The organism is Cellvibrio sp. UBA7661, from assembly GCA_002483365.1.
Classification (GTDB): Bacteria; Pseudomonadota; Gammaproteobacteria; order Pseudomonadales; family Cellvibrionaceae; genus Cellvibrio.
Genome location: DLHT01000003.1, coordinates 192,421 through 209,837, shown reverse-complemented (window position 1 = coordinate 209,837; position 17,417 = coordinate 192,421). Strand labels below are relative to the sequence as shown.

Below are 17,417 nucleotides of genomic sequence, written 5' to 3'. Positions count from 1 at the left end.
AGCGGGCGTTTTTGTCATTAATTCTACCTATGAGACCGGTTATTTCTTTACGACTGGCGCTTGCTGGGCGAAAATGCCTGCCCATTTTGTCCCAGCGACGGCGGCTGGAACCCAACGACACCAAAGCCCATCAGAGGCCTGTAAATAAGTGGCATTTGCCCATTAGTGCTTTGCAACCCCGGGTGCCCTGAACCGCATAGACGGCAGTGATGCGCCCAACTACAACAGCAATCAACTTTATTTAAGGAGCCTTGAGTTTCATGCCAACTCGTCAACACCTTGCCAATGCGATCCGTATCCTCTCTATGGATGCGGTTCAGAAAGCCAACTCAGGCCACCCGGGCGCCCCAATGGGCATGGCGGATATCGCCGAAGTTCTGTGGAACGACTTTTTAAAACACAACCCGCAAAACCCCAAGTGGGCTGACCGCGACCGTTTTGTGCTGTCCAATGGCCACGGCTCTATGCTGATTTACTCGTTGCTGCACCTGAGCGGTTACGCGGTTTCCATTGAGGACCTGCAGCAGTTCCGTCAATTGCACTCCAACACCCCCGGCCACCCGGAATTGGGTTACACCCCCGGTGTTGAAACCACCACTGGCCCATTGGGTCAGGGTATTGCTAACGCCGTGGGTATGGCGCTGGCTGAGAAAGTACTGGCGGCGCAATTCAACCGCGATGGCCATGAGGTAGTTGATCACTTCACTTACTGCTTCCTCGGCGATGGCTGCATGATGGAAGGTGTTTCGCACGAAGCCTGTTCTCTGGCCGGTACTCTGGGCTTGGGCAAGTTGATTGCGTTCTACGATGACAACGGTATTTCTATCGATGGCCACGTTGAAGGCTGGTTTACCGATGACACCGCCAAGCGTTTTGAGGCTTACGGCTGGCAGGTGATCCGTTCTGTTAACGGTCACGATCCGGTAGAAATCAAAACCGCGATTGAAACCGCGCGCGCTGAAACCCAAAAGCCAACCTTGATCATCACCAAAACCATCATCGGTTTCGGTTCACCGAACAAACAAGGTTCACACGATTGCCACGGTTCACCACTCGGTCTGGAAGAAGTGGCATTGGTACGTAAAACCCTCAACTGGGAATACGAGCCATTTGTGGTGCCTGCGGATGTATACGAAGGTTGGGATGCAAAAACCAAAGGTGCTGCGGCAGAAAAATCCTGGGGCGAAAAATTTGCAGCCTACCAAGCTGCGTATCCGGAACTCGCTGCTGAATTTGATCGCCGCGTAGTCAAAGGCGAATTGCCAGCGGACTTCGCCGCAAAAGCAGAAGCCTTTATTGCCGAAACCCAAGCCAAAGGCGAAAAAATTGCGAGCCGTAAAGCATCGCAAAACACTATCGCGGCATTTGTTGAGTGGTTGCCGGAAATTCTTGGCGGCTCTGCCGACCTCGCCGGTTCTAACCTGACTCTCGTGAAAAAATCCAAAGGCGTAGAAGCGGGCGATGCCAGCGGTAACTACGTGTACTACGGCGTGCGCGAATTCGGTATGAGCGCGATCATGAACGGTGTTTCTGCTCACGGTGGATTTATCCCTTACGGCGCAACCTTCCTGATGTTCCAACAATATGCGGCTAACGCGGTGCGTATGTCGGCATTGATGAAATTGCGCAACGTGTTTGTTTACACCCATGACTCCATCGGTCAGGGCGAAGACGGCCCAACTCACCAACCAATCGAAGTGCTGGGTACTTTGCGTCTGACTCCAAATCTGGAAACCTGGCGCCCGGCGGACAGCACTGAATCTGTAGTAGCGTGGAAATCGGCAGTAGAGCGTACCGATGGCCCAGCGGCATTGGTATTCAGCCGTCAAAATCTGGATTTCTTTGCGCGCACCCAAGAGCAAGTCGCCAACATCGCCAAAGGCGGTTACGTATTGGTTGATTCCGTTGGTGAGCCAGAAGCTATTTTGATCGCAACTGGTTCTGAAGTGGGTGTAACGGTGAAAGCGGCTGAAGCGTTGAAAGCCAAAGGCAAAAACGTTCGCGTTGTGTCTATGCCTTCGACTTCTGTGTTTGACCAGCAAGATGTTGCCTACAAAGAATCGGTATTGCCAATCAGCGTAGGCGCGCGCGTTGCGGTTGAAACTGCACACGCTGACTACTGGTACAAATACGTTGGCTTCGATGGTCGCATCATCGGCATGACCACCTTCGGTGAATCAGCCCCCGGCAATAAACTGCTCGAACACTTCGGCTTCACTGTCGACAACATTGTCGCCACTGTTGAAGAATTGTTGGAAGACTAAAATCTTCCATGAAAACAAAACACCCGACTTAGATCGGGTGTTTTTTCTTAGGGATAGCAAAAGTTAAAGTTGATCCATGAAAGCAGTAAAACGATCGTCTTTGTTAGTAGGTGCTCTACTTTCTTTCACTGCATCTGCAAATCCAGTATGGCATGGCTCATATGGCTTTGATCTTGATTTGAGTGGCGGAATTCCTGATCGCTTGATGTTTGTTGAATATGTTTTGAATGTCGACGATAAATCTTGCCAGCTAAGCATTCAAGGTTATCAAGTTTTTGAAACTATTATGTGTGACGCTAAGGACGACAAAAAAGCGCTGCGTATTTACTTCAAATCTTATGAAGATGGTTCAGTGAAAAATGCTTATGGAGTTGAGCTTTACAAAGTCGGGCAGCGGTTGTTTTGGTTGGATGATGAATTGGTAACTCATTGGGATGCGCTGGTGCCTGATGAGTCTGTAGCGAAACCGGGAAAATATTTTTTAAAGAAAGCTCAGTAAAATTATTGGCAATAGCTAAGAGGCTCACTATGACTGTAAAACTAATGAAAGACCAGGATCTTGCTGGTAAGCGTGTATTGATTCGTCAGGATCTGAACGTACCCTTGGAAGATGGGCGTATTACCAGTGCGGTGCGTATTGATGCATCGATTCCTACTATTCAGGCTGTATTGGCTGCTGGTGCAAAAGTCATGGTGATGTCGCACCTCGGTCGTCCTGATGAAGGTGTTTATGATGAGGCTGCATCGCTTGCGCCGGTTGCAAAATATTTGAGCGAAAAATTAGGCCGCGCGGTTCCGCTGGTAAAAGATTGGGTTGATGGCTTTGCTGACCAAGGCGATTTGGTGTTGCTCGAAAACGTTCGCTTCAATGTAGGCGAAGGTAAAAACTCTGACGAGCTTTCCAAAAAAATGGCGGCGCTGTGCGATGTGTTTGTAATGGATGCGTTTGGTACTGCGCACCGCGCGCAAGCATCGACTCACGGTGTTGCGAAATTTGCGCCCATCGCTTGTGCAGGTCCTTTGCTTGCTGCCGAGTTGGAAGCGCTGGCAAAAGTGCTCGACAACCCTGCGCGTCCATTGGTGGCTATCGTTGGTGGTTCGAAAGTGTCTACCAAACTGAGCGTGTTGGATGCTTTGTCAAAAATTGCTGACATTCTTGTAGTCGGTGGTGGCATTTCCAATACTTTCGTTGCGGCGGCAGGTAATCAAGTAGGCAATTCACTGCATGAAAAAGATTTGATTCCCGAAGCACAACGCCTGTGCAAAACCACGGAAGTGGTTTACGCGACCGATGTGCGTGTTACCAAAGAAGGTTTCAAATCATGGAACCACAACTCTGTGTGTGTAGCGAAAAAAGTTAACGAAATTCAGGCTGACGAAGAAATTATCGACTACGGTCCTGAAACTGCAGCACGCGTTGCCGAGATTATTAAAAACGCCAAAACCGTTTTGTGGAACGGCCCTTGCGGTGTATTTGAGTTTGATGCTTTCTCTAAAGGTACCGAAACCATTTCGCGCGCCATTGCTGAAAGCGATGCATTTTCAGTTGCAGGAGGTGGCGATACTTTAGCGGCTATCGATAAATGGAACCTTGCAGACAAAATTTCTTACGTCTCTACCGGCGGCGGTGCTTTCCTGGAATTCGTGGAAGGAAAAGTATTGCCAGCAGTAGCGATTCTGGAAGAGCGCGCTAAAAACTAATCTGTTTTTAAACGCATAAAAAAATGCCGGTGCTGAAAATAGTACCGGCATTTTTTTTGATTTTTTAATAAGTGCGAAAACGGTGTTGCGCAAAGTGCTATCGTTTTTGATCCTTTTGGAACAGGCGCTGTTTGTCGCGCGCCCAGTCGCGTTCTTTTTCGGTTTCGCGCTTATCGTGTAACTGCTTACCTTTGGCGATGGCGATTTCCAGTTTGATCAGGTGATCTTTCCAGTAGAGCGCAGTGGGCACTACGGTATAGCCTTTTTGATTGACGGCTTCTTGCAGGCGATTGATTTCGCGGCGATTGAGCAGCAGTTTGCGGTTGCGAAACGGGTCGGTGACGAAGTGCGTTGAGGCGCTCAGCAGCGGTTGGATTTGCGCGGCTTGTAGCCAGGCTTCGTCATTTTTAAACATCACGTAGCAATCGGTAATGTTGCCTTTACCGGCGCGCAGGCTTTTCACTTCCCAACCGGTGAGTGCAACACCGGCCTCAAAACGCTCGTGCAGTTCGTAATCGAACTTGGCTTTTTTGTTGAGGGCGATGGTATTGCCTTGGTTCTTCTGTGCTTTTTTGGCCATGGATGCTGCTACTTGAACAAGATCAAAAACGGACGGGCATTATATCGGCAAACGCTCCGTGATGTCTTGGTGCAAGCGCTTGGCGCGGGTTTATACACGAGGGGTAATCTGGGTACAATTCACCTTTAGGCATGTGTATCGCGTTTTACTATTGATAAAGGGCGCGCGCTGTTTCTGGTGCAGTCTGTGCTTGGCTAATAATAATTTTCTGCAAAGACAAAAGGGGAACATCCTGTGAAGCGACTCAAGCAGCATGTCATTTGGGGACAGCGCGGCAGTTTTATCCTGGCGGCGACAGGCTCGGCAGTGGGTTTGGGCAATATCTGGAAGTTTCCCTACATCACCGGTGAGAACGGCGGCGGCGCCTTTGTATTGATGTATCTGGTGTGTATTTTGCTGATTGGCATCCCGATCATGATGGCGGAAATTTTGATGGGACGGCGTGCGCGCGCTAACCCGATTCTCGCCACCGCCGAGCTGTGCGAAGCCGCCGGTGCGAGCAGGCTCTGGACGGGTATTGGCTGGATGGGTGCCTTGGCCGGTTTGGTGATTTTATCGTTTTACACGGTGATTGCCGGTTGGACATTAGAGTACATAGTGGCCGCGGTGAGTGGCGAATTCACCGGCCTGACCGGCGAGACCTCCAAACAGTTATTCGATAGATTGTTGGCTGACCCGGACAAGATGCTGCTCTGGCACACTTTGTTTACGCTGATGACGGTAGTGATTCTTGCGCTGGGTGTGACGCGCGGGCTGGAATCTTCGGTGCGGGTGATGATGCCGCTGTTGTTTGTATTGTTGCTGGTGTTGTTGGGTTACGCGGCGGTCGAGGGCGAGTTTGCGACATCGCTGCGCTTTATGTTCAGCTTTAACCCGCAGGATATTTCCTGGGAGTCAGCCCTGATCGCCATGGGGCATTCGTTTTTTACCCTGAGTTTGGGGATGGGCGCGATTATGGCCTACGGTGCCTATATGCCGAGCAACCAGTCGGTGAGCCGCACGGTGCTGTATGTTGCACTGCTGGATACGCTGGTCGCCCTGGTCGCTGGTGTGACGATTTTTGCGCTGGTATTTGCCACACCCGGAATATCGCCCGGTAGCGGCCCCGGCTTGATGTTTGTGACCTTGCCGGTGGCGTTCGGCAATATGAGTGCGGGCTTGGTGTTTGGTGCGGTCTTTTTTGTGATGGTGATGCTCGCCGCCTGGACCTCGACGATTTCGCTGCTGGAGCCGGGCGTGGCTTATTTAAATGAGCGCTTCGGGTTCAACCGGGTTGCAGCGAGTGTCTTGTTGGGGGTAGTCGCCTGGGTGATGGGCTTGGGCTCGGTGTGGTCATTTAATGAGTGGTCGGGCAAGCAATTCCTGTGGGGTAAATCCTATTTTGACTCCATGGATTTTATCGCCACCAACATTATGTTGCCGTTGGGCGGTGTGCTGATTGCCCTGTTTGTGGGGTGGAAGCTGCGCGACCATCATATTCTGCATGAGCTGGTATCCGAGCCGCCGCGCTTGATTCGCTGGTGGCGGCCGGTATTGAAATTTATTTCGCCGATTGCGGTACTGGTGGTATTGATCAACGGTATTTTTCCGGTGCTGCGCGCCGTGTTTGTGGAGTAACGGGCTTGGCTCACAGGGTAGAACGATCCGCGCTGGTGAATTATTCGGCGCAGCAAATGTTTGATCTGGTCAACGATATTGAAGCCTATCCACAATTTATGGAGGGCTGTACTGGCGCAAAAATTCTCGCGCGCGGCGATGGTTGGCTGGAGGCGCGCCTGGAGCTGCATAAGGCGGGCGTGAGCCAGAGTTTTGTTACCCGCAACCAGTTGCAGCCGCCGCATAGCATGAGCATGGAATTGGTCGATGGGCCATTTAAATATCTGCGCGGCCTATGGCGTTTTGTTCCCTTGGCGGATGCCGCATGCAAAGTCAGTTTTGAGCTGGAATTTGAGCTGCAAAACCGCTTGTTGGGCATGGCAGTGGGAAAATTGTTTGAAGGCGTCAGCAATAAACAGGTGGATGCGCTCTGTGCGCGTGCCAAACAGGTTTATCGCTGAATTTTCGTGTTGTTTATCACGTGTTTTTTTACGTTAGTTGGATGCAGCAATGGCGGATTTTGATCTGATTACGGTGGAAGTGGCCTATGCCCTGCCGCACAAACAAAAAATTATCGCGCTCTTGGTGGAACCGGGCACTACGGCGCTGGAGGCAGTCAAACGCTCCAAAATTGCCGATCACTTTCCCGGTCTGGACATTACCAGTGCCAAAATGGGTATTTTTGGCCAGTCGCTCGGCACCAAGGGGTTGGAGACGGCTGATAAGCATGTGCTGCACGCGGGCGACCGTGTTGAAATCTATCGCCCACTCGCCTCTGACCCCAAAGATGCCCGCCGCAAACGCGCCGAAAAAACCGGCACCGGCGACACAGCTGCGGACGCCTAGCCCACATGCAGGCCAAGGCACCGTTTCCGGTGTAGTGGCCAGCTCCCGCGAAATTTTGCACTACACTGGGGTAATACTCTGCCACATTTAGGGGGCGGACGTTATTGATTACCCGAGAGCGTTCATGTCTGTGAATTACAAACGTCTATTCCGCTGGTTGCCCTGGGTGTCTTCCCTGGGGCTGGCGGTGGTATTTGTATTGTTTATGCTGGCTGACCTCAGTACCCATCGTCAGGTCTGGGAGGAGCGCCTGGAGTGGAATGCCCAAACCCAGAATGATTATGTCCACGCCACTGGTCGCGACCTGACCCAACAGGCGATGCTGTTGGCGCAATTGATCGGGCGGGATTACCGCGTCATAGAGCAGATCCGCACGGCGCACCAACTCTATATCAATGCCAGCAATGGCCGGGGTTCTGCACAGCTGCAGGCCTCCCGTCTTGAATTACAACAGCTCTTGCGCGATTACTGGGACGACATGGGGGATCTGGGTGCACACCAGTTGAGTGTGTATTTCGCGCCCGGGGCAGTGAGCTTCTTGCGCATGCACCGCCCGGATCGCTACGGCGACAGTGTGAGCGGCCTGCGTCCCATGATCAGCGCTGCGTTTACTTCCGGTGTTCCCACCTGGGGCTTGGATGTCGCCCGTCAAGGCAGCGGGTATCGTGCAGTCTTGCCGATTATGGCAAACCCCGACCAGACCGGTGGCGTGATTGCCGTACTTGAAGTGGGAATGTCATCACTGCCTGCGGGCGATGCTCCCCGCTCACCTATCCAGTTGGCGATGTTCCTGCGTAAATCGGCCGTGGAGCAGGTGTTGTGGGAGCGAACCCGGCAGCAGCTCAAAGAGCAGAGCCCCACCACGGTAGATGATTGGCGCTTGGAAGGGGCGACTGACCCGCAATTGTATGGTTGGTGGTCAGGTGGACTGGTGCCGATTAACCAGCGCGGCCATTTGCTGTTCAGCGAGGGCAAAGCCTATGTGGCTTCCTGGTGGCCGCTGGAGCAGGCCTCGGTGCCGATTGAGCAATCGGGATTGGCGATGCTGGCCTGGACGGATATCACCCCTGACTACACAACCTATACCAATATCCGCCAGCGGGCGATCGCCAAATGGATGACGGCGATGGTGTGTGCCCAATTGTTGTTGCTGGGATTTAGCCAGCTCAACCGCCGCTATCTACGCAACCTTGTGCAACAGCATGGCGAGCAGCTGCAAACCGAACATGCGGTGAGCGAACAGTCGCGCCAGCGTCTGGCACTGGCGCTGCGCTCCAGTGATTCGGGCTTCTGGGAGTGGAATATCGCCCAGGACAAAGCGAGCTTTTCCCCTGAGTGGCGTCAGCTCTGTGGCATAGGCCCTGAGTCGCCAACATCGCTTGATCTGGATGAGTGGATGAGCCGCGTCCACCCTGCCGATAAGCGCACCAGCTACAGTGACATCATCCGCCACATCAAAGGCGAGACCGCGATGTATGAAAACGAGTATCGCCTCAAGGTGCACGACGGCAGCTACAAATGGATTCTCACGCGCGGCAAGGTGGTGGAGTGGGATGAAAAAGGTAAAGCCACGCTGATGCTGGGTGTCTATACCGACATTACCGACCGCAAAAATACCGAATTGATCAGCATCCGCCAGCAGGCGGCGCTGCACTCGCTTAATGAGATTGCCTCGCTTTCGGCGGTGGACCCGGATGAACAGCTGCGCCGCGCGCTGAATTTGGGTGCGCGCTATTTGGGCTTGAGTGGCGGGGCGATCAGCCAGATCAGTGGCGATGACTACCGGGTGCACATCCAGTTTTCCGCCCAGGGACAGCACAACCTGCCCGCTTTCAGCCCGCTTGCGAAAACCTACTGTAGCCTGACGGTCAGCTTGCGCGACGTGTGGGCGGAGGACGATATTCCCGCCAGCGAATATCGCCATCACCCCGCCTATTTGTTGACCCAGATAGAAAGCTATATCGGTGCGCCTTTGTGGGTGAACGGCGAAGTGTACGGCACCCTCTGCTTTACCTCGCGCAAAACCCGCCATCACCCATACGATTCGCTCGACAAAGACTTTGTGCGTTTGCTCGCGCGTTGGATCAGTTCAGTCGTCGAGCGCCTGCAACAGGACGCCGAGAAAAAAGTCATCCTGCAGCGCTTCCAGAAACTCAGCGAACGCCTGCCGGGCTTCCTCTACCAATTCCAGTTGCGCCCTGATGGCAGCTCGTTCTTCCCCTACGCCAGCCCGGGCATCAAGAATATTTACAACGTCAACCCGGAAGATGTGATGTTTTCGGCGCACAAGGTATTCGCCGTCATACATCCGGACGACGCCGGCTGGGTGGGCGAGAGCGTCTCCTATTCTGCGGCCCACCTCACTCCTTGGGTGGCGACTGTGCGGATCAATAACCCGCAGCGCGGCATGATCTGGTCTCACATCGAGTCGGTGCCGGAAAAACTGGAAGATGGCAGCGTGCTCTGGAGTGGTTATGTATCGGACATCACCTCGCTCAAAGAGACAGAGATCAAACTCAAAGAGATCAATTCCCTGCGCAAAGCGATTCTGGATGCCGCCAGTATTGCGATTATCTCAACCGATAAAACCGGCGTGATCAAAACCTTCAATCACGGTGCGGAGCTTATGCTGGGCTACAGCGCCGAGGAGATGATCGATAAACAGTCGCCAGCGATACTGCATCTGCCAGAAGAAATGATCGCCCGCGCGCACCAACTGACCTGTGAGCTCGGGTATGAAATTGCGCCGGATTTCAATGCCTTTGTGGCCAAGGCGCGCGAAGGAGATGACGATGAACACGAATGGGTCTATGTGCGCAAAGATGGCAGCTGCCTGCCGGTTGTGTTGACGGTTGCGGTGCTGCGCGATGCTGAGGGGGAAATCAGCGGCTATTTGGGTATGGCGCGCGATGTCAGTGAACTCAAGCGTATCGACCAGATGAAAACCGAATTTATCGCCACCGTCAGCCATGAACTGCGCACCCCGCTGACGGCGATCAGTGGCGCGCTGGGGATTTTGGTCAATGGTCTGACTGGCGCGTTGCCCGGGCAATCGGAGCGCATGATCCAGATAGCCCACAATAATTCACAGCGCCTGATCCATCTGGTCAACGACCTGCTCGATATGGAAAAACTGGTCGCGGGCAAAATGCATTTTGATATCAAACCGCAGATGTTGCTGCCGCTGATCCAGCAGAGCATTGAGGCCAATAGTGTGTTCGCCCAACAATACGGCGTGACCTATGAACTGCTGCCGGGCAATAGCGATGTCAAAGTTACCGTCGATAACCAACGGCTCCTGCAGGTGTTGGCCAACTACCTCTCCAATGCCGCCAAATTCTCGCCCTTGAATGATGTGGTGACGGTACAGGTGGAACCGCGCTTTGGCAGTGTGCGGGTGAGTGTGACCGACAAAGGGCCGGGTGTACCCGAGAACTTCCGCGCCCGCCTGTTCCAAAAATTCTCCCAGGCCGACTCCTCGGATACCCGCCAAAAAGGCGGCACTGGTTTGGGCCTGGCGATCTGTAAAGAGATTATCGAGCGCATGGGCGGCAAGGTGGGGGTGGATTCGGTACCGGGCAAAGGTGCCAGTTTTTATTTTGACTTGCCCTGTGAAGACGCCACCCAAAGAGTCCCGGCCAGCCGCCAGGAGCCGAGCAAGACCAAGCCGCATTTGCTGGTCGTGGAAGATGATCTGGAAACCGCCGAGGTGCTGGTCACGGCGCTTGCCTCGCGCGATTACGATGTGGATTGTGCGACGACCGGGCAATCGGCGCTGGAGCACCTGCAATTGCGCGATTACGATCTGATAACGCTCGACCTGAATCTCCCCGATATGAATGGAACGACCATTGTGGAACAAATCCGCCAGCAGGAATCACTCCTGCAAGACGGAAAGCGCCTGCCGGTGATCATCATCACCGGTGCTGTGGATGAGGGCAAAAAACGGTTGCCGGAACTGGTATCACGCAGTGGCGTGTTCTGGTTGCAAAAGCCATTGGTCAACGGGCAACTGGAAGACATCATCCAACAAGCGCTGGCACAGTTGGCAACTGAACCGGCGGGAGCAGCACCATGATAAAAGCAGTCTTACCCCGGCGCGAAAACGAGCGTCTCGCCTATCTGCACAATCTGGCGATTCTGGATACTCCGCGTGAACAGAGTTTTGATGATCTCACCCAGTTAGCCGCGAGTATTTGCGCCACACCTGTGGCATTGGTGTCGTTGATTGATGCGGAGCGCCAATGGTTCAAAAGTTGTATGGGGTTGGATGGAACGGAAACCCACCGCGATCTTGCGTTCTGTGCCCATGCCATTCTCGAACCCGATACCTTGTTGGTGGTGGAAGATACCCACCAAGACCCGCGTTTTTGCGATAACCCCATGGTGTTGGGCGAGCCTCACATCCGTTTTTATGCAGGGGCACCACTGGTCACTACAGATTGCCTGGCGTTGGGGACACTGTGTGTGGTCGATTACCAGCCGCGCCAGTTAGACCAAGCCCAAATACAGGCGCTGAAGTTACTGGCTGGGCAGGTGATGCAACTGCTGCAGTTGCGCGAAGCCAATAATACCCTCGGGCAGGAGCGCCGCATCGCGCAGGAGCGTGAAGATCGCCTGCAAAGTATGGTCAGCAACTTTCCCGGCGCGGTTTATCGCTGCGAAAACAACTCCCGCTGGAGCATGCTGTTCATGAGTGCGGCAGTTGAGTCACTGACGGGGTACCCAGCGAAGGACTTTTTGGGTGACGATGCCCTGAGTATGACCGACATCACCCACAGCGATGATGTGCCTGTCATTTATGAGCTGGTGCAGGAGGCATTGGCACAGCACCGCTCGTTCCACCTGATCTATCGCTTGCAGCACGCTGACCAGTCATGGCGCTGGGTAGAAGAAGTCGGCTGCGGTGTATTTGATGAACAGGGTGAGATCAGGTTTATCGACGGGTTTATCTGGGATATCACCACCGCGGAAGTGACGCGCAAAGAGATCGCCCTGAGTGAACAGAAGCTGTCCACGCTCTATACTCAGGCCCCGGTGGGAATCATCCTCAATGATCTTAGCGATGGCCGTTTTTTGGACTGCAACCCGGAGTTTCCCCGATTGACGGGCTACAGTGTCGATGAAATTCTCACTATGACCTACGTGGATCTGACGCCGCCTGAGTATCAGGAGTCGGATAAGCGCGAGTTGCAAAATTTGGTGGAGAGCGGGCGTTATGGCCCCTATGAAAAGCACTATATCCACAAAAATGGCCAACTGATTCCGGTGCTATTGAATGGTGTATTGACCGAAACTCCCACTGGCGAACAGCATATCTGGACATTTATTCAGGATATCACCGAGCGCAAGCGTATCGAGCAGATGAAAAATGAGTTTGTCTCTGCCGTGAGCCATGAATTGCGCACACCGCTGACCGCCATTTCCGGCTCACTGGGGTTGATCGCCAGTGGGATGTTGGGCGATCTGCCATCCACTATCCGCAATATGGTGGACATCGCCCATAAAAATTCGCTGCGCTTGACCTTGTTGATTAACGATTTGCTGGATATGGAAAAAATCCTGGCCGGCAAAATGGAATTCAATATGAAGGAGCAGGCGCTGTTGCCGATATTGGAAAACTCGCTCGAAAGTAACAAAGCCTATGCCGATACCTTTGGCATCAGGCTCGAGCTGCGCACACCGGCGGCGGATCTGCGGGTGCGGGTTGATGCCCAGCGTCTGCAGCAGGTGCTGGCCAATTTCATCTCCAATGCCGTCAAATTCTCGCCCTCGGGTGGTCAGGTAGAACTGGAACTGTCGCAACAGGGTGAGTGGGCAAGAATTGCGGTGGTGGATCACGGGCCGGGCATCAGCGAAGAGTTTCGCGCGCGTATTTTCCAGAAGTTTTCCCAAGCGGATTCGTCGGATTCACGCCAGCGCGGCGGCACAGGTTTGGGGTTGGCGATCAGCAAATCGTTTGTTGAAAAGATGCAGGGCAAGATCGGCTTTGAATCAGAGTTAGGCAAAGGCGCCGCGTTTTTTGCGCTGTTTTTAATTGCGGGCGAGCGGTTATCCAGCCACCAGAAGGTGTTGCCTGCAACGCATTCCTGATTTGTTAAATAGGCCGCTACCTACTGCTATCCAGGTTAAATCGTTACATACATACATGCAGACATACAGACAGGTATTCATCTATGACGCAGGAGTTGAATCGAATTTTATACGTAGAGGATGACCCGGATATCCAGGCTATCGCCATGATGGTATTGGAGACCATCAGCGGCTTTACGGTAGAAGCCTGCAGTTGTGGCAGCGATGCACAGGCAAAGGCAGTTGCGTTTAACCCGGATTTGATACTGCTGGATGTGATGATGCCGGGCATGGATGGACCGGAAACCCTCAAAGGGTTGCGCAGTTTTCCGGAGCTGGCGCAGACCCCCGTGGTATTTATGACCGCCAAGGTGCAACCGCAAGAAGTGGAAGGCTATCTGAAGCTGGGCGCAGTAGGTGTGATTGCCAAACCCTTTGACCCTATGACGCTGACGCAAGAGCTGCGCGACATTTGGTCAAAACAATAAAGAGTGGTCGAGACAGTAACACAACCAGAGAGTCGTCATCCTCGCGCAGCGGGGATCAATACCTAGGGCGCCTTAGATCAGCGCACCGCGCCATCAAGTCTAACCAAGCCCCGACCAGAGAACATCCAGATTTTTGAAACCCCAATCATCGGGCGATTCGCGGCCGATGATCTTCTCTTTGCCCTGCAGTTTCGCCAGATCCAATGTCTCCTGGATGATCGGCATCTTGGATTTTGCCGAGAAAAATACCTTTACGGTGGGGGTGAGCAGTGATTTCTCATTCTGCTCGACCACAACCGCCAGCCGGCCGCTCTCCAAGCGCACCAGTGAGCCGGTTGGATAAATACCCACGGTTTTCACAAAGGCCTGAAAAATAGCTTCATCGAAGTGGCCTTTGCTCCACTCCGCCATCTTGCGGATGGAATCCGCGGGGGACCAGCCTTTTTTGTAGGGGCGGTTGGAGGTGATGGCGTCGTACACATCACACACTGCGCCCATTTTGGCGTACAGGCTGATGGTGTCGCCTTTCAGTCCGTGGGGATAACCTGTGCCATCGACTTTTTCATGGTGATGCAAGCAGACATCCAGCACCATCGGGCTGACATCGTAGCTCTCAATTAAAATCTTGGCTCCCACATCCGGATGGGATTTCACAATGGCGAACTCGTCGTCGGTCAGCTTGCCCGGTTTGTTCAGCACCTTGAGCGGAATGCCGACCTTGCCAATATCGTGTAGCAAACCGGCAAAACCTGCCTCGCGCACCATGTCTTCGTTCAGGTTTAGCTGGCGTGCGAGCGCGATCATCAGGGCGCAGACCGCCACAGAATGCATATAGGTGTATTCATCGGCCGTTTTTAAGCGGGCGAGACTGATCAGGGCATGGGGTTGGCGCAACACGGAATTGGAGATGTCCTCCACCAGTGCCCGCGCCTCTTCAACTTGAATTGCTTTACCCATGCGCGCATCGCTGAACATTTCAATCACGGCTTCTTTGGCTTTGGCGCAGAGTGTAGCGGCTGTGGCAATTTCATCGGCGAGCGACGTCTTCTCGGTGGAGGCCGCTTTTGCTGCGGACAACAATAGCGCATCGGTTTCGCGCTCGACTTCCTCTTCTGATTTACCCGGGACAGCGCCCAGATCGGCACCTTTGGCTACGTCAATCCACAGCTCTTTAATGCCGCTGCTTTTAATGGTTTGCAGATCACTTGTATCTGTCAGTAAAAACTTGGTTTTCCAGAACGGATGCTCCATCCATGAGCCACAAAATTCACAAATGAACATTCCGAGCTGTAGATCGTTGACAGCAATTCGCTTGAGCATGTGAGTCCAGATGAATGAAAGTGAATGCCTGATCGAGCAGGATTAAAATCAGTATAGACAGTGTTTTTTATTGGGTAAGACTGGCGCGCATTAATTCTTTTAAATGGCTTTGGGACAGGAGCGGGATGGCGTTTGCCGGTTGGCTAAACCAGCGGATCAGACCTATTATTCAAAACATTAACGGGAACTGTGCCAGCACTCAATTTTGGTATGGGCTTAGATTCCTATAATGAAAGGCCACCAAAAATGAAAAGCCATCAAGTGGCTCAACCAGTGTCAGGCATCGGTTACTCATGGATAAAAATGCTGAAATTGCCTTAAAACTTCAGGCGCTTCGGGCCGATTATGCAGCGCGTCTTCCCGTTGAAATCCAACAGCTACGCAGTTTGGTTGAGCATTTGACCAAGCCTGATCCTGCCATCCAGTTGGATGCGCTCAACCAGTTGCGCCAACGGCTGCATAAATTAGCAGGCTCTGCAGGGAGTTTTGGTTTTCCTGAATTGGGTAAACAAGCCAAGAAACTGGAGCTGCAAACCCAGGCGTGGATCGATAGCAACCAATTGGATCTGGGGTTGGTGCGGGTGTTTGCGGTCGCAGTGGCGGCATTGGATGGCCTGGCGCAAAACGATAGCCCGAAGAAAACCCCTGTGGTATCGCAACTGGCACCGCTCAAAACCAATATCCTGATTTATGTGCTGGAAGATGACCAGGATATTGCCGATGAAGTCTGCATGACCTTGCGTCACTTTGGTCATCAGGTAGAGCACTTCTCTACCATCGCCGCGGCGGAGGCTGAAGTGTTGCGCCACCCGCCGGATTTTATGATCTGCGACATTATGTTTACCGAAGAAGGCCGCGAAACGCCCGAAGCGGTCGCCATCATGCAACAGCAATTACCTGTCCCTATTCCGGTGATTTTTGTCTCTACCCGCACCGATTTTGATGCCTACCATGCCGCCGTGCGCGCCGGTGCGGTGGGCTATTTTGTGAAGCCGCTGGACATCATCCGCTTGGTCGATTGCTTTGAGTACTATCTGGATCGCAACCGCAGTGCGCCGCACAGGGTATTGATTATCGACGATGATCTGGAGTTGGCCGAGCATTACAAACTGGTGCTCAGCTCAGCGGATATCCGCGCGGAGGTGATTAACAATCCGCGTGAAGTTTTTGAAAAGCTGCAGGATTTCCATCCGGAATTGATTTTGCTCGATATCAATATGCCGGGTTGCGACGGCGCGGAGTTGGCACAGGTAATCCGTTTGAATCAGGACTGGCTGCGGATACCCATTACCTATTTGTCATCCGAACAGGATGAAGAAAAGCGCGCTAATGCCATGGGGCGCGCGGGCGATGATTTTCTCAGCAAACCTCTGGGTGACCGCGAACTGGTGACTGCCGTTTCGGTGCGCGCAGCGCGCAGCCGACAATTGAGTGATGCGCTGGATCGCGATAGCCTGACCGGCTTGTTGAAACACTCACGCATCAAAGAGCAGGTCGATGTCGAGCTGAGCCGGGCTATCCGCTCGGGGGACTCTCTCAGCCTGGTCATGCTCGATCTCGACCACTTCAAACAGGTCAACGACACCTACGGCCACCCCGCTGGTGACAAGGTGATCAAGGCTATTGCCCACCTGTTGCGCCAGCGCTTGCGTAAATCCGATGCGGTTGGGCGATACGGCGGTGAAGAGTTTGTCGCCGTATTGCCACGCTGCGGTCGCGATGAAGCCCTGGCATTGATGGAAGATGTGCGCCAGCGGTTCAGTGAAATCACCTTTACGGTCGACCAGCGCAGTTTTAATGTCACCCTCAGCGTCGGTATTGCGGCCTATCGCGAAGGTGTCGCGCGCGCCGAGCAATTACTGCAGGAAGCCGACGCCGCTCTCTATAAAGCCAAAGCGGAAGGCCGTAACCGGATTTGTAGTTAATCGTCTTGCTCTTGTGCCGCATCCACATCGCTGCCGCCATAAACACAACGCCCGGCATTTAGCCGGGCGTTGTCGTTTTCGGTGAATCTGGCGCGCTTACTCAAGCTCATCAGGATCAGGTACTTCAGGCGGTGTGCTGTCATCGGTAGGTACCGGCACATCGCGGTTCATATCTTCCAGATATCGCTTCGATTTTTCACCGCTTAATGGCGCTTTGCCCGGCAAAAAATCCCCTTCGGTTTTGACTAGCTTGTCGTTTTCAAAATACACGGTGTAAAGGTATTGGGTGATCTTGCCTTGCGAGCCACGGCGCACGCTGTAAGGGTAATCCCAGCGGTCATCATTAAAGGTATCGGGCATCAAGGTATTGCCGAGAACAAAACGCACCTGACGTTTGGACATGCCCAACTTGAGCTGGTCTACCATCTCCTGGGTGATGATATGACCCTGCTGGATGCCGACTTTATACACGCCAGGAAAACGGAAGCCGGAGCAAGCGGTGAGACTGAATGCTAAGACAAGGGCCAGAAAAACACGGCTGGCTAATTTCATACTAGGGCTTCCACTAACGAAAATGAACGCGGATAATACCCGAACCACAGGAACACTGAGAAGGGTTTGGGGG

General features: G+C 53.3%; 13 protein-coding genes. 10 read left to right on the top strand and 3 right to left on the bottom strand.

The genetic code is table 11. From position 1 onward, the window contains the following. The first annotated feature begins 260 nt into the window (after positions 1–260). From tkt to B2739_RS01190, 3 genes are all read left to right on the top strand, one after another. Positions 261–2,264, top strand: a complete 2,004-nt coding sequence (tkt, locus tag B2739_RS01200) for a transketolase (protein WP_331344052.1) — start codon at positions 261–263, stop codon at positions 2,262–2,264. A gap of 76 nt (positions 2,265–2,340) precedes the next feature. After that, positions 2,341–2,763, top strand: coding sequence for a DUF5991 domain-containing protein (locus tag B2739_RS01195; RefSeq protein WP_331344051.1), 423 nt, complete (start codon positions 2,341–2,343; stop codon positions 2,761–2,763). A gap of 29 nt (positions 2,764–2,792) precedes the next feature. Next, a complete protein-coding gene (locus B2739_RS01190) occupies positions 2,793–3,965 on the top strand; it encodes a phosphoglycerate kinase (protein ID WP_331344050.1) in 1,173 nt (390 codons plus the stop codon). Between the two features lie 97 nt (positions 3,966–4,062). Here the strand turns inward: B2739_RS01190 and smpB are convergent, their stop codons facing one another. Beyond that, positions 4,063–4,545: an SsrA-binding protein SmpB gene (gene smpB / locus B2739_RS01185; protein WP_331344049.1), complete on the bottom strand. Its 483-nt coding sequence runs from the start codon at positions 4,543–4,545 to the stop codon at positions 4,063–4,065. A gap of 234 nt (positions 4,546–4,779) precedes the next feature. On the opposite strand from smpB, the gene B2739_RS01180 reads away from it, so the two are divergent. From B2739_RS01180 to B2739_RS01155, 6 genes are all read left to right on the top strand, one after another. Continuing rightward, positions 4,780–6,162: a sodium-dependent transporter gene (locus B2739_RS01180; protein WP_331344048.1), complete on the top strand. Its 1,383-nt coding sequence runs from the start codon at positions 4,780–4,782 to the stop codon at positions 6,160–6,162. Positions 6,163–6,167: 5 nt separating this feature from the next. Next, positions 6,168–6,602 carry a type II toxin-antitoxin system RatA family toxin gene (locus tag B2739_RS01175; protein WP_331344047.1) on the top strand — a complete coding sequence of 145 codons (435 nt, stop codon included), beginning with the start codon at positions 6,168–6,170 and terminating at the stop codon, positions 6,600–6,602. Between the two features lie 49 nt (positions 6,603–6,651). Beyond that, a complete protein-coding gene (locus B2739_RS01170) occupies positions 6,652–6,987 on the top strand; it encodes an RnfH family protein (protein ID WP_331344046.1) in 336 nt (111 codons plus the stop codon). A 124-nt stretch (positions 6,988–7,111) separates the two neighbouring features. Next, positions 7,112–11,065, top strand: a complete 3,954-nt coding sequence (locus B2739_RS01165; protein WP_331344045.1) for a PAS domain S-box protein — start codon at positions 7,112–7,114, stop codon at positions 11,063–11,065. After that, positions 11,062–13,080 carry a PAS domain S-box protein gene (locus B2739_RS01160; RefSeq protein WP_331344044.1) on the top strand — a complete coding sequence of 673 codons (2,019 nt, stop codon included), beginning with the start codon at positions 11,062–11,064 and terminating at the stop codon, positions 13,078–13,080. The genes B2739_RS01165 and B2739_RS01160 overlap by 4 nt, the downstream gene beginning before the upstream one ends. Before the next feature lie 83 nt (positions 13,081–13,163). Then, positions 13,164–13,547, top strand: a complete 384-nt coding sequence (locus B2739_RS01155; protein ID WP_331344043.1) for a response regulator — start codon at positions 13,164–13,166, stop codon at positions 13,545–13,547. 99 nt (positions 13,548–13,646) lie between these two features. On the opposite strand, the gene B2739_RS01150 is transcribed toward B2739_RS01155, so the two are convergent. Further along, the gene (locus B2739_RS01150) at positions 13,647–14,867 is read right to left on the bottom strand and encodes an HD-GYP domain-containing protein (RefSeq protein WP_331344042.1); all 1,221 of its coding nucleotides are present in this window, start codon (positions 14,865–14,867) and stop codon (positions 13,647–13,649) included. 293 nt (positions 14,868–15,160) lie between these two features. Between B2739_RS01150 and B2739_RS01145 the strand changes: the two genes are divergently transcribed. Beyond that, positions 15,161–16,792, top strand: a complete 1,632-nt coding sequence (locus B2739_RS01145) for a diguanylate cyclase (protein ID WP_331344041.1) — start codon at positions 15,161–15,163, stop codon at positions 16,790–16,792. Between the two features lie 96 nt (positions 16,793–16,888). On the opposite strand, the gene B2739_RS01140 is transcribed toward B2739_RS01145, so the two are convergent. Continuing rightward, entirely contained in the window at positions 16,889–17,344 is a 456-nt protein-coding gene (locus B2739_RS01140; RefSeq protein ID WP_331344040.1) for an outer membrane protein assembly factor BamE, read from the bottom strand. Between the last annotated feature and the right edge of the window lie 73 nt (positions 17,345–17,417).